The organism is Gordonia sp. NPDC003424 (assembly GCF_053588655.1).
Map to the genome: position 1 here is coordinate 546,318 of NZ_JBSFQJ010000002.1, position 13,793 is coordinate 560,110.

8 protein-coding genes are annotated in these 13,793 nt (G+C 62.0%); 3 read left to right on the forward strand and 5 right to left on the reverse strand.

Features of this window, described 5'->3' with window-relative positions; all coding sequences use genetic code 11:
• Window positions 1–46: 46 nt before the first annotated feature.
• The 3 genes from ACWDTI_RS05065 to ACWDTI_RS05075 form a co-directional block, all read right to left on the reverse strand.
• Window positions 47–1,834 (reverse strand): hypothetical protein, encoded by a 1,788-nt coding sequence (locus ACWDTI_RS05065; protein WP_449736931.1) that lies wholly within the window; start codon window positions 1,832–1,834, stop codon window positions 47–49.
• 83 nt (window positions 1,835–1,917) lie between these two features.
• The gene (locus ACWDTI_RS05070) at window positions 1,918–2,913 is read right to left on the reverse strand and encodes a PD-(D/E)XK motif protein (protein WP_449736932.1); all 996 of its coding nucleotides are present in this window, start codon (window positions 2,911–2,913) and stop codon (window positions 1,918–1,920) included.
• Window positions 2,914–5,481, reverse strand: coding sequence for a Z1 domain-containing protein (locus ACWDTI_RS05075; protein WP_449736933.1), 2,568 nt, complete (start codon window positions 5,479–5,481; stop codon window positions 2,914–2,916).
• 97 nt (window positions 5,482–5,578) lie between these two features.
• Here ACWDTI_RS05075 and ACWDTI_RS05080 point away from each other — a divergent pair, with 97 nt between their 5' ends.
• Window positions 5,579–6,001: a very short patch repair endonuclease gene (locus ACWDTI_RS05080; RefSeq protein ID WP_449736968.1), complete on the forward strand. Its 423-nt coding sequence runs from the start codon at window positions 5,579–5,581 to the stop codon at window positions 5,999–6,001.
• On the opposite strand, the gene ACWDTI_RS05085 is transcribed toward ACWDTI_RS05080, so the two are convergent.
• A complete protein-coding gene (locus ACWDTI_RS05085; RefSeq protein WP_449736934.1) occupies window positions 5,985–6,155 on the reverse strand; it encodes a hypothetical protein in 171 nt (56 codons plus the stop codon). The two genes, ACWDTI_RS05080 and ACWDTI_RS05085, sit on opposite strands and share 17 nt — an antisense overlap.
• Before the next feature lie 461 nt (window positions 6,156–6,616).
• Window positions 6,617–7,012, reverse strand: coding sequence for a hypothetical protein (locus tag ACWDTI_RS05090; RefSeq protein WP_449736935.1), 396 nt, complete (start codon window positions 7,010–7,012; stop codon window positions 6,617–6,619).
• Window positions 7,013–7,573: 561 nt separating this feature from the next.
• Between ACWDTI_RS05090 and ACWDTI_RS05095 the strand changes: the two genes are divergently transcribed.
• Both ACWDTI_RS05095 and ACWDTI_RS05100 read left to right on the forward strand, forming a co-directional pair.
• The gene (locus tag ACWDTI_RS05095) at window positions 7,574–11,458 is read left to right on the forward strand and encodes an AAA domain-containing protein (protein WP_449736936.1); all 3,885 of its coding nucleotides are present in this window, start codon (window positions 7,574–7,576) and stop codon (window positions 11,456–11,458) included.
• Window positions 11,455–13,506, forward strand: a complete 2,052-nt coding sequence (locus ACWDTI_RS05100; protein ID WP_449736937.1) for a DEAD/DEAH box helicase — start codon at window positions 11,455–11,457, stop codon at window positions 13,504–13,506. The genes ACWDTI_RS05095 and ACWDTI_RS05100 overlap by 4 nt, the downstream gene beginning before the upstream one ends.
• Window positions 13,507–13,793: the final 287 nt, after the last annotated feature.

A 13,793-nucleotide genomic window follows, 5' to 3' on the forward strand; every position in this document is an offset into this window, starting at 1 on the left:
TCGACTGCGTCCGTGTGGGACAGCCGGTAGGGATAGACGGGGGTTCTCACGACGACTCCACGGTTCGAGCGGCGAGCTCGATCTGGGTACCGGTATCTGGGGCGGGCTTGACCAGAATCCTCCAGGAACCTCCATCGCCTGAGTGCCGCAGATTCGGCAACGCTGCGAACTCTGTTCCGTCCTGACGTGACCAGCCGATCACCTCCGGCTGTTTCGCGTTGACTGGAGCCTCACGTTCGCGCCCTCGTGCGCCGGGCACGATCACATGCACTTCTGGAACGACGTCGACCTCTCTGCTGGCATCGACTCTGAAATCCTGTGCAATCAACCAGTCGTCTCGCACTTCTTCGAAGTACGGATCACCGAGGTATGTGAGTCGAGGCTTTCGGGTGGCGTCGTGCTTTCCCCGGGAGCCCCCGCGTGTTCGTCCGCCCGCAGATGATTGTGATGACTTGCCAGCCGTGCCGTTTTGGCTTTCGCCACGGGTGAGGGATGCTCCCGCCGTTATCAACGCTGAGAATCTTCGGCTCGCCATGCCCAACGGAACGTTTTCGGCTGTGCTGCCTGCTTCGGCGCCAGCAACCTGCGTCTGTTCTCTCGCCAACTCTTTGAGAATGCGGAGCGCGACGTTGATATACGTGCGCGACGGCATCTCGAGCTGGGAAGACACCCAATCGTCATGCGTGGGTGGTTCGGACTTCGCGAAGGCATCATCCACGCCGTCGTCGGCGCGGAACACGCCGGCGTACGAGATGAAGGTGACGCCGGGCTTGGGGCCGGCGAGGTACTTCACCACAAGTTCCGGACTGCGCATCAAGCACACGTGATGCGATGTCGTGGAGAACCCACATTCTTCGGCGACGCGGTCTTCGGGGAACGGCGGCGTGTACTCGCGGGCGAAAGCGGCGACTCCGAGGAACTTCGGCGGCCGCTTCGCCGAGATCTCCTTTGCTTCGGGTTTCGCGAGCTCGCGATAGGCACGGACGAATCGATTGAGCGGCGTCGTCTTTTCCGGGTCCGGTATCTCGACGGGGGCGCCGTTTCGACAGACCGTGATAGTCATAGGAGCTGCCTTGCCATCGTTCGTCGGAATGATCTTCGGCCACAAATGCCACATGACCGCCTTGCGCATCCAGTCGACGGCAGCCTCCTCCTGTTCATCGTCCGCAGCGAAGTCGAAGTCGAGAATGGGATCGACGATGCTGATCGTGGTCCCGGTGTCGTTACCTTGGAAGCTGGGGAGCCCCAATCTTCGTGCTATACGGTCAGCCTCCTCGTTGAGGATCGGCTCGACGATTTCGCTCGACGTGTCACCCCACCAATGTCGGCCGGTAAAGCGATCGCCGCTCTCACCCTCGCCGACTGTGTAGCTGTCCCACAGCGTGCAGGCGATCAGACGAGACTCGAGGGATTTGCCGTTGCGGCAGCGTGTGTAGATGAGGACGGTTCCGCAGCGCGACAATAGATAGAAGATCCCTTTGCCGAAGCCGTATGTGCCGCCACCCAGTGCCGTGTCGCGGGGTTCTCCGACATTGCGGATGAAGGCGACGAAGTCGTTGTCCTCGACGATGGCGTTGTCGGCGCGTGTCGGTCCGCCGAGTCCGCCGGTACCTCGATCCGACACTGTCAAGATGTTGACTCGCCCGCGGAGCGACTCGCGCAAGGGAACCGCTCTGTTGTCAGGTGCGCCTGGGCTCAACGTGTCACGCCAGCGGGGCACGATGTCGGGGGGGAGTGTGGTGAGATCGATATCGAATGCGAGCGGGCCACGATGTAGACCCGCGTCCCAACTGTTCTGCGCAGCCTCGCGAACCAGAATCGTGAGTAGGTTCATGGGCGGTCGACCGAGCTGATTTCGAATTCCTTCTCCGGTCGAGGCGCCGCTTGGTGGGAACTTCTGGGAGTGCCAACCGATGCTCAACTCAAGACCTCCGCAACGAGTTCGGCGAGGATGGTGTCGACGTTGGCATCTGCTGCGTGTTCGGGGGTAGGTAGATCGATGGAGTAGTCCACATCATGGACGGAACCGCGTGCATCCTCATGTAAGTCGTCGGATACCAAACGGGGAAATCGGTGATCGACATGGAAGTAGTGGTCCTCGACGACCGCGAATCGGCGATCCGCATGCTCGCTGTCATTGCCAACCGAGTATCCGGCCTGAGCGAGCAAGGCGATTACGGATTGCCGGTCGTCCGAATCGGCCAAGACATCCGCGACCAGCTCGGCGAGCGACTGCGCACCAGGGTCGCCGGCGAGCCTCACGAACCGCATGTGGAGCTCGCCGTTGTCTGGGGGTTCGAGCTGCCCGAGCCCATGGATTCGCACAGAGCGATCATCCTTGAGCAGCGATGTTTTAACCTCGATCGCCCGACGGCCTGCCGCAAAATCGTGCCGGTGTCCGGTGGGCCCCCGCCATGCGATAAAGGCAGATGGACTGTGCCTGAGAAGATCTCGCAGTGTTAGCAACTCTCCGAAGAGCCCGGCGATTTCAGCGTCCGACAAACGCTTTTCGGGTGGTGCGAAGAGTGCTCGCCAATCTGCGAGAACTTGGTTGGTGGCGGCGAGTGGCGCGCCTGTGCTGTCACCGATCGCGTCCAGTACGTCCGAACAGAGTTCCGAGAAGAGGTCATCCAGACGCCGGTTGACACACTGGATGTCAGCGAACCGCTGGTAGCGATCAGAATCCTCGAGAGCGATCTCACCGACTCTGAGGTTTGCGCCGTCGATCCCAGTTCGGTGGCGTTGGTTGTGCGCCAGCGGAATCAGCAGATGCCGATGACCGTCGATGTCTACAGCGGCGGTGATTGGTCCCGATACCGTCACGACGTCGAGGTCGCGGGTGCGGAGTCTGGTTTCCGCAGAGGGCGGTTCGGACGCGAGCTGCGACCAGGTGATGTCGATGTTCTTGGGCATCTAGGCGCTGGCTTCTACGGAATCAGGGTCGAGTTCTTCCAACTCAACTCCGGAGAGGTCAGCACTGACGTATTCGACTGTCGAGTCCTGACCGTCCACCGGCGGGAACACCACGCCGACACCGATCAAATGGTCTGGCGCACCGAGAGGTTCGCGCGACTTCTCTGCTCTGGCCTCGCTGGGCGTCGAGTCCTTATCGATGACATAGAGGACCAGCAGCCCGACACCGGGTGCCTTGCTACTACGCAAGTCGCGGATGCCGTTCTCGTCCAATCCGACTATTCGCGTGTCGGCATCAGCGAGGTCCAGAGCTGCGTCTTTGCGGCTCATCAACGTCTTGATATCGACCACATCACTCTTTTTCAGACGCGATCGGACCGCGGTACCGACTACGACATCAGAATTCGGAACCCGGTACTCCGACGGAGCACCACGGTTATTGGTCAGGACGACGTTCCATTCTTTGAGAGTGCCCTTTTCAACCTGCTTGCGAATATAGCCCAGTAGCACGTTGTCGTTGGACTCGTACGCATCGGGATGGAAAGAATAGCGACCGAGGAATTTCGTCACCAACGTGAAATCGACACCACGCCAGATGTATGGGTCCGCTGGCTTCACGTGATCGATTTCGATGTCGGATCTGATGATCTCTTGCACCAGGTCGGTGAACGCAGCCTGGTTGGTACGGACATTGTCGGCGCCGATTTCGAAGAAATGGGTCTGGATGCGACGTCCGCCGAATGCTGTCGTGGCAGATACGGCGTCGGTCATTTTTGCCGCAGCGGTGACGCGGAGTGCCGAGTGTTGTCGGATCCGCACCGCGAAGTTTAGCGGATGAAGGTCGTCCGACATGTAGTTCTCAACATCGCGGCGGATCTCTGCTTCGACGGTTGCGAGATGTCGGAACCAGTCACGCAACTCGTCTGTTAGCCACACGCGCGGAAGATCCTCGTAGCCCTCTCGATAGCCGAACCATCGGCCCATCTGGAGGAGGGTGTCGTAGGCGGACACCGCTCGAACGAAGTAGCTGACTATCAGTCCCTCTAGCGTCAGACCTCGCGAGAGTGTGTTACCTCCCACCGCTATTGCGGTGACAGGGGCGCCTTCGTAGTCAAGTCGGTCGGTGCTCGAGGCGTTGTCCAGGATCACTCGGCAGTCTCCCAGCACCTGGGGTAGGGCAGCCAATACCTTCGTGAACGGAATGGTAGTGCGATTGAACTCCCTTGCCGGGACAGTGGAGGCCTCACGGTTCCACAGCATCTCCAATTCACTGATCAATGACTGATCTTGCGAGCGGATCTGCTCCTCGATGCGATCGGTGAAACTCTCTATCGGCCGTTTGAAGCTGTTGTGGATCTCGGTCCGAACACTCGTGTGTATAAGCATCGTCGAGTGTTCATTTCCGATATCGCGTATTCTTCGGGCTGCTGTGGCAAGCCAGAAGTAGAGGATGGACTCTCTCAACTGGCCGGTAATAGATGGTTGAAACCCTTCGTAGTCCGCCTTGGATAGCGGCCGTACGTTGTGAACCTCGTCTTCCGGGATCTCGCGGATCATGTCGTAGCCGTCGTCGATCTGCTTGGAGTCGTCCGCGTCGATAGGGTCACGCCCGAACAGAACTTCGGTGCCGAAATATGGAGGCTTCGGACTGGGGAGGCTGATGATGAAATCCCGTGGGTACAAGTCGTTGGTGTTCGCGGGATTGATGAGCAGATTAGCGAAAGGAGTCGCGGTGTAGGCGAGATAAACCGATCGAGGTAGTTTGTCCATGATTTGGAGGATCAGGGGATTGATCTTGGGAGTAGCCACTGAAGCCTGATCCGCTTCGTCGTCGATGATGAGTGTTGCGCAGGTCTTGAGGTGCTCGGAGGCATCGTCGAGCCACTTTTCGAGCTTGGTAAGCACGGTCCCATTCTTTTTGACGACGCACAGGATCTTCTGCCTGTCCGGGCCAGCGAAGTATGTGACTGCATTGGCTGCCGGCTTCAGGAAGTCGTCGTCAGGGGTGGTGAGCGTAAACCAGTCTTCGGGATGCTGGGATGCTAGCTCGTGTTCCAACCGCAGTTGCGTCTGCCTGCGGAGACTGTTGTGGATGCCGGCGAGGACGATGAAGAACTTGTAGTTGCGGTCTGCGGCCTTCGCCATAACAGCGGTGAAACTGGTGGTCTTACCGGACTGAACATGACCGACGACCAGCCCTCTGGATCGAAATTCCGGTGTCTTCGGGTGGTCGAGACGGCTCATGATCTGGGTCGATGAGCTGTCTAATGCTGCGATCGACGGGCCAGACCACCCCTTTTCTTCAAGGCGACGCCTGATGGTGGGCCAGTAGAGGTCCCCTTCGCGAGGACCGGTATACCAGGTCGTACGACCGGAGTTCACGACCTCCTTTGCGATGCTTCGCTCCTTGATGCTCGCCATTTCGGCTTCATATCTGTCCTGGATCTGCGCGAGTCTGTCTTCACTCGCCCCGTACCTGCGAAGGATGCGCATGACCTCTGCGGGAGTCTTGCTGTCCAGGCGACTCACGAAGTCGTCGTATAGCTCATCTAGTTCCGCATTGTCCATGCCAGAAACCTACCTCGGCTCGCTCGCGCCAGAGGGGACTGGGAAGCTGACCGGCCGGGAACCCGATCGACCTCGCTGCGTGAGTAGTCTCAATCGTGTGGGTGAGTCGTGGGCTTCGTCCGAAGCCGTGCGCAGGTCGATGGCAGCCAATCGAGGTCGGGACACCAAGCCGGAGCTGCGCCTTCGGTCCGAGATCCACGCGCGTGGTCTTCGCTACTTCGTCGACCGTGCGCCGCTCAAAGGCCTGCGTCGGCGAGCCGATCTTGTCTTCCCACGTTCGAAGGTCGCGGTGTTCGTCGATGGGTGCTTCTGGCATGGGTGTCCCGAGCACCACACGGTTAGCAGAACGAATCCGGAGTACTGGGCCGAGAAGGTGCGGGCGAACCGCAAGCGTGATCATGAGACGGATCGGGCACTCGAGGATGCAGGATGGACAGTGATCCGAGTGTGGGAGCACGAGGACCCACAGCAAGCCGCTGACCTGGTCGATCGAATCGTTCGGGCTAATCTTCCGCGATGAAGCGGCCTTCGCGAAGCTGACGCCAGCTGAGTTGCCGGAGTTCCCACCCACCGTCGCGGGCGTCGCAGGCGACGGTGCAGCGGATGCCCTCGGCCGCGGGGCCGAAGCGCAGTGCGAACGGTTCGCTGTCGTCGTCGGCGTTCGGCCTTGGCATCACGAAGAGGGGGTCGTCGAGTTCCAGGTCGGACAGACGCAGGGTCCTCGCGCAACCGGAGCCACCCCTCGGCGACGAAGGCATCAAAGTCGAAGTCGGACATGACTTCTCCCTTCTGTTGGCGCGTTCGAACACCGTCACGGCGACGGTGGGAGCGTGCGGGATGGTGGTTCCTACGGACGCGGGCTGAGTCACCGCGAGCGGGTGGACCACCTGACACATTCAGGATAGGAGAGGGGTACGACCAGGTTTGTGCCCGTTGTCGCCGCGCACCCAGGGCATCCCGCGCCGGAATCGATTAGGTTCGTCCGCGCGCAGTTGGTTCGCCCGCCCTGTGCTCGCAATCAGAGGGTTCGCACCCCGAGCGGTAATTGCGAATCTCAACTATGGTGCGCGCATAGACGTGACCTACTACACAGTTGCTAGCGAGTAGTCGCCCGCGCGACTGTCGGAGGTTGCGGTTACCGTATGCCTGATTTGTTGGATTCCGCGGCAGCGCGGCGTGAGTGACGGGTTGGTACGTGGGTAATCCCGAGAATGACGCAGTCCTGCAGGACCGTGTCGGCAGGTTGATGGAGTTTCTTCGGGAGATCGTCAAGGCACGCACAAAGCCCGTCCTCGACGTCGACAGGCATGAGCAGGTGCAGTGGCTGTTCCCGTCCGCAGTGCCCTTCCAGATCGATACGGCCGCGAGCGCCGGCGAGACGCTGCTTCGGGCCCCGCGGATCGCGCTCGACGAGCCGCCGGAGATCCCGGCGGACATAGCGCCGTGGGTCGCCGGCTCCGCTGACCTGGACCGCAGCGAATCCACGGGACCACAGTTCCGTGAGCCCGAGCCAGAGCAGGACGTCGATCACGCGGCCATCGACCGAGCTCGCACCGGCTACTCCCGCTGGCACTCGGCGTGGACGCTATGGGCCGAAACCGACCGGCAGCGGCGTCCTGGAGCTGAGCTCTATCAATCGCTCAGCGACATGATGCGCGAGATCAAGGCACGTCCCGAATCGGTGGAACTCGTCGTCGCATCGGGCCTGCTGTCCTTGCCTCCCCGGCTGACCGGCGGAAACCGCGTGAACACTCACCTGGTCACGCAGGAGGCGACCATCGAGCGCGACGAGGAGACCGGCGACCTGCTGGTCAACTTGGTCGAGCTGTCTGCATGTCGACTCGAAGACACTCAGCTCCTGACCGGCGTCGACGTGTTCGATCAGTCGGGCAGCGTCGTGCTGGCCAAGCAGTTGAAGGACCACCATTCGCCGGTCGACCCGTCCATCGCGGTCTTCCTCAAGAACTGGGTGACACGCACCCTGAACGCGCAGGTGACCGTCGACGAGACGCTGGAACCGCCGTCCGCACTGAACGACGTCGCCCTCGACGTGTCACCCGCACTCGTGCTCCGACGACGCGGAGCGTTCGCATTGGTCGAGTACTACGACCAGATGATCACGCAGGCCGCCAACGTGGGTGAGAAAACCCCGCTCGGTCTGGCTCAATTGGTCACGTCCATCGAGGCCGAGGAGCGGGTCCACTGGTTGGAGTCGACCGGCGCTACCGCGCCCCGCGAGCTCGCGGAGGACCCTCTCTTCCCGTTGCCGGCCAACAGCGAGCAAGCGACGATCATCGAGCGTCTCGGCGGCGACAGTGGGGTCGTCGTCGAAGGTCCGCCCGGCACAGGCAAGACGCATACCATCGCCAATCTGGTGTCGGCTTTGCTCGCCCGGGGACAACGCGTGCTCGTCACGAGTGAGAAGTCACAAGCGCTGCAAGTGCTCCGGGACAAGCTGCCCGAGGACATGCAAGAGCTGTGCGTCTCGATCACCGACCTCTCGGGCGGCGGCTCGCAAGAGCTCAATCGCAGCGTGGCGACGATCGCGGAACGCAAAACGTCGTTTGTGCCCGAAATCGCGCGACAGAAGATCGCCGATCTCGCCGACAAGCGGGACCAGGCGCGCGCACGTCGCGCCGAAATTCTCGAATCCATTCGGGCACTGCGTGAATCAGAGACCTATCAGCACCCCGAAATTGCGATCGGTTACCGGGGAACGCTGGCGACCATCGTGCGTGACCTGCAGTCCCGGCGAGACAACCTGTCCTGGCTGCCGGGCCCACTGTATTCGGCCGAATCACCCATTACCGCAGCGAAATTCGCAGGTCTACTGCAGCTTGCGCGAGCCCAGACTCCGGAACATCAGACCCGAAACCAGCATCATCTGCCCGCTCTCGATCAAGTCTTGCCGCCCCGCCCGCACGTCTTGGGACTGTTCGACGCGGTGAATCGCCCGGCACCGGCCGGGTCTCCGCGATCGGCCGAGCTCGTTGCCCTGACCGACACCGCCGACGCGGCAACCGCCCAGCGGGTGCAACAGTTGTGCGAGGAGCTGCAGGTTCGTGTCAGCAGCGTTCGCGCGTTGCCGCAGCCGCTGCAACAACTGGCAGACCGAGTGTTGTCCGGGTCGGTTGATCACCTCTGGGAACGAGTGGCCGACCTCGACCATTACCGCGACGCTGCGATCACCGCCGACCGGCAGGTTGGAGTCGCGCGCGTCGACGCACCCACAGTGTCACGGGGTTCCCTGCGGACAATCGAAACATGGCTTGCACGTTTGCAATCGGGTGCCGAATGGCGACGCGGACGCTTCCGCCGAACCGATGAGCAAAAGGCGTTCGACGGGTTAGAGCTTCAGCTCGTCGTCGACGGCGAACCGGTGGCCAACGCCGCTGATCTGGAAACGGTCGTCGCACACCTGGCAGCCCTCGACGCGGTCGAGTCTGCTCGGCAGATCCTCGCCGATGTCGGCGTTGAACTGCCCACTGAGCCAACCCGATCCGCGGAAGTCAATGCTCTCCGTCACACCTGTACCCACATCGCCGACGTCGAGGCGCTGCTTGCCGTGCGCGCCACCTTGCAGCAGACACTCACCGATCTCACGCGCCGGTCGATCCAGATCTCCAGCCTTGAGGACGCGTCAAGCGTGTCAACCGCCGCAGCGGGAATCATGCTGGAGATGCAGCGACGGGCAGCACGGGACGAGCTGACCACCATCGTCTCGACGCTCGACACCACGTTCGGGCCTGCCGCCGCGCCGGAAGTGCACGAACTGATTGCCGGCATTCAGAGGGCGCTGGCCTCCGATTTCGATCACGCCATCCAGCGGTACGCCCGCGCTCAGCAACAGAAAAAGGAACTCGAGGAGTTCACCGCGCTCGCGGACCGTGTTGGCGCGGCCGGACCGGCATTGCGCGACGAGATCATCGCGAACTCGGATGCCACACTGTGGGACTCGCGGGTCAGTCAGCTTGCCGATGCCTGGCAATGGCGCCGCGCAAGCGACTGGATCACCCAGCAGCGGATGCCCGGTCGGGAACAGAAGTTGAATCAGGAGCTCGACGCTGCCACCACCGACATCGCGACACTCACCGCACGACTGGCCGCCGAGCGGGCCTGGATGAGCTGCCTGCAACGCATGACCGCCAGCGAAGTCACCGCACTGCAGTCCTACCGCGACCACATCAGGAGCGTCGGCAAAGGCACCGGCAAACACGCCGAACGATTCCGGCAATCCGCGCGGGGAGCCATGCGAGAAGCGCAAAGCGCCGTGCCCGCATGGGTGATGCCCACCCAACAGGTGCTGGCATCGATCCCGCCGCAGCAGGGGGCGTTCGACGTCGTCATCGTCGACGAAGCGAGCCAGGTCGACATCACCAACCTCTACCTACTGTGGCTCGCGCCGCGCGTCATCGTCGTCGGCGACGACAAGCAGTGCACCCCAAGCGAAGTAGCGCTCGGCAGCCTCGACGACGTATTCGCACGACTCGATGCCTACCTCCCTGACCTGCCAAGCCATGTGCGCAACACATTCACACCGCGCTCGAGCCTGTTCTCGCTCCTGCGGTCACGTTTCGGCCAGGTCGTCCGACTACGCGAACATTTCCGGTCGATGCCCGAGATCATCAGTTGGTCGAGCAACCAGTTCTACCGTGATGCACCGTTGGTACCGGTTCGACAGTTCGGTTCCGATCGCCTGCCACCCTTGCGGGCGACCTACGTTCCCGGGGCGACCGTCATCGGTAAGAACGCTACCCTCGCCAACCGGGCCGAGGCACAGGCTCTTGCGAAGCAGGTGCAGGCGTGCCTCGCCGATCCCGCCTACGATGGGAAGACCATGGGTGTCGTTGTCCTCCAAGGACAGTCTCAGGTCACGGCCATCCACAACGCGTTGCGTGGGCTGATCTCCGAGGAGGAGTGGGAAGAACGCCGATTCCGCATCGGTACGCCACCCGATTTCCAGGGCGACGAACGGGACGTGGTGTTCCTATCGTTGGTCGTTGCACCAGAACAGAACTTCCAGTCTCTGACCCGCACCGAGTTCGAGCAGCGTTTCAACGTCGGAGCGTCGCGCGCGAAGGACCAGATGTGGCTCTTCCATTCGGTGACGACCGATCTCCTGCGCACTGGCGACCTTCGCAAGTCGTTGCTCGAGCACACGACGACTCAGGGCAGTGTGACCGCGGATCCGATGCCCGAGAATGTATCCAACGATGTGCGGGACAGCCGCTTTGACAGCCTCTTCGAGCAAAGGGTGTTCAACGAGATCGTCGCACGCGGATATCACGTGAATCCGCAAGTCCCGGTGAACAACAGACGTATCGATCTGGTCGTCACGGGAAGCTCGTCGCGACTGGCGGTCGAGTGCGACGGCGACGCCTTCCACTCGACTCCGGAACAAGTGCGCGCCGACCTGGAGCGCGAAGTCGAGCTGCGACGCTGCGGCTGGACCTTCTGGCGTGTTCGGGAGTCGGAGTACTACACCGATGCGATCGAAGCGATGGCGTCGCTGTGGGTCGAGCTGGACCGTTTGGATATCAAGCCGGGTGGCGGCGAGAGTCCCGTTGTGGTGATCGACCAGGTCGATGTCGAGCCCGTTGTCGATGAGCGGTCGCCGATCGTTGATGTGCCCGTCGATCGGGTGAGGGACGTCGTACAACGGCCGGATGAGCCCGAGGGTGTGATCGATCCCGTTGTGGTTATCCCGGATGTCGTTGATGACCGGCCGAGCGTTGCCGTCGAACCCGACGTGGAGCCCATCCAGCCGGACGGACGCACCGAGACCATCAAGCGCCTGCTGATCGCGGGTTCGTGGCCGACGGTGCCGATGACCATTGAGCGTGCGATGCACATCTCCAAACTTGATGAACCCGAGGCGCGGGAGCATCTCAACGAACTTGTGGCGGCCGGGCAGTTGCGTCGTACGACGACGGGCGAAATGGCTAAATGGATTCGGACGGGTGGGGCAGACGCATGACGGAACTCCGTGCGTGGCAACGCGAAGCGCTCGACGAGTGGCACCGAACAGGCCGCCGTGCGGTCGTCGAGGCGGTCACCGGATCCGGGAAGACCGAAGTCGGCATCGCAGCTGCGAAGGAGGCGGTGCGCGAGGGCCGACAGGTGCTCGTCGTGGTGCCGTCGAGAGACCTTCTGCGGCAATGGTTTGATCGTTTGCGCACCGCAGGTATCGGTGGCCGTGTGGGTCGACGTGGTGACGGCTTCCGAGATACGTTCCGCGAGTGCGATGTTCTGATCTCGACGGTGCAGTCCTCGATCGGGCCCACCGTGAAACGACCCCACGACGGCGCTCTGCTGATCGCCGACGAAGTGCACCGCTACGGCGCGGACAGCTTCTCGAAGGTGCTGTCCGACGTCTTCGAGATTCGGCTCGGTCTCACCGCCACCTTGGAGAGATCCGATGACGGAATCGAGCGAGTCCTCAAACCCTTCTTCGAGAACACCATCGTCGGTTGCACCTATCAACGTGGCTATGAAGACGGCATCCTCGCGCCGGTCAACGTCGCCTTGGTCCCGGTTCCGTTCTTGCCCAACGAACGTGTGCGGTACGAGAATCTCGACGAGATGGCGCGCGCCGAGCGATTCGCCCTCATCGAGCAGCATGGGTGCCGGGGGGAGCCGTTTGGCGTGTTCCTCCAGGATGTGCAGTTACTCGCCGGCGATGACTACGGTGACTCTTCCGCTCGATCGGCACGCCGCTATCTGAAGGCCTTCGCGGAGCGGCGCGAATTGCTCGCGACAGTCAAGGGTAAGGATGCGGCGCTGGCGACGATCGCGCAGGCGCTGAACAGATCTGGGCGGACTCTGGTCTTCGCCGAGACCAAGTCTGCGGCCGCATCTGCTGCGGATGTACTGCGCGACCAAGGCATTGCGGCTGCGCCCTACACGAGCGACCTGACCCGAACCGAGCGGATCGACTTGCTCAACTCGTTCAAGCGCGGCGCGGTCTCCGCGCTTGCTGCGCCGCGTGTCCTCGACGAGGGCATTGATGTGCCGGAGGCCGATCTCGGCATCGTCGTGGCCGCCAGTAAGTCCCGGCGGCAAATGATTCAGCGCATGGGCCGAGTCATCCGTCCAAAGGCGGATGGTCGGGCTGCGGTCTTCATCGTCATGTTTGCCGAAGGCAGCTCCGAGGATCCGGAGTGCGGTGCGCACGGCACATTCCTCGAGCAGTTGACCGACATCGCGCAGCACTATCCACGAATCGAAGCGACGAAAGTGGCTGAACTCTTGGATGTTTGGCTTCCCGTCGCGGCCGATGCCGGTCCCATGTCCGACGAAGTCCGAACCCTCACGTCTGAGGCGGTGAGCCGTGTCGCCGAACGGGCGGAATCGGTGCACCGACAGTCGGCCGTCGTTCGCGACGCCGTAGCGGCGGCGACCAGGTACGGGCGAGCCGACGAACTTGACACGATCCTCGTCGCATTGGTCGACCTAGACCCGCTCGACGCGCAGATCGTGGTGCATCGATTCGGTTTGGACGGCGAGGAACCTCTCGAGGCGACAGCCATTGCAGCCGTGTTGAATTGCGATCCCGACGAGGTTGCGCATCGTGGCGACGAAGCGATTCTCGCGCTTGAGTTGGCACCCATGACAAGCGATGAGCCCATCGACTTCGAGAAGGGTTTGGGCGGGAAGCGCTCATCGTCAAACTGGTCCAAGTCCCCTGTTATCAGGAATGAACGCGCGGGTCTCCGGCATTTCACGCTCCCGAGGAAGGATGGCCAAGGGTCGTCCCATAGCAACCGTCACGCGTCGGTCGGCAGCACCGTGCGTATCTTCATCGAGTGCGAGGGCGGTCACATGCCGCTGGCTGGGCTCGATACGCGGACATGGAAGGTGACTCTCGACTCGGAAATCAGAGGGCGGCACGAGTTCGCCGACCCGGATGAAGCCGCTGTTGCGCTGTTCGGGTTCTACGGGGATGTGGATTCGGAACAGATTGATGGATGGGCGCTTTGGAGGATTCAGGGTTCGAATCAGGCGATCGGCACGCTGCGGCGGTGAGGGCACGCGTAGGTACTAAAGCCCTTCTCCGTCTTCAGGATCGCCACCACCATCCGCTGTCACCGCGGTTGGTATGTGGTGCGATGCAGCGTCATCCTGGGAGGCGAAGGCCCTCAATTGGGATGGACGAAGGTCCCGAGGGGTCGCCTACCGTGCGCTCCGATTAGCACTTGGGCCGATTCCGGAGGGTAAGACCGGACTTCCGCAGTTGGTAGGCATTTTGGCGTTGCCGCTGAGCTGAATGCGCAGGTGAGAGCGGTGAGGGGTGCCCGAAAGCGCGAATACTT

Bases quoted from the DNA above. Each gene is read 5' to 3' on its own strand.
- ACWDTI_RS05065 (WP_449736931.1), bottom strand. From the start codon at position 1,834: ATGAACCTACTCACGATTCTGGTTCGCGAGGCTGCGCAGAACAGTTGG.
- ACWDTI_RS05075 (WP_449736933.1), bottom strand. From the start codon at position 5,481: ATGGACAATGCGGAACTAGATGAGCTATACGACGACTTCGTGAGTCGC.
- ACWDTI_RS05085 (WP_449736934.1), bottom strand. From the start codon at position 6,155: ATGCCAAGGCCGAACGCCGACGACGACAGCGAACCGTTCGCACTGCGC.
- ACWDTI_RS05070 (WP_449736932.1), bottom strand. From the start codon at position 2,913: ATGCCCAAGAACATCGACATCACCTGGTCGCAGCTCGCGTCCGAACCG.
- ACWDTI_RS05100 (WP_449736937.1), top strand. From the start codon at position 11,455: ATGACGGAACTCCGTGCGTGGCAACGCGAAGCGCTCGACGAGTGGCAC.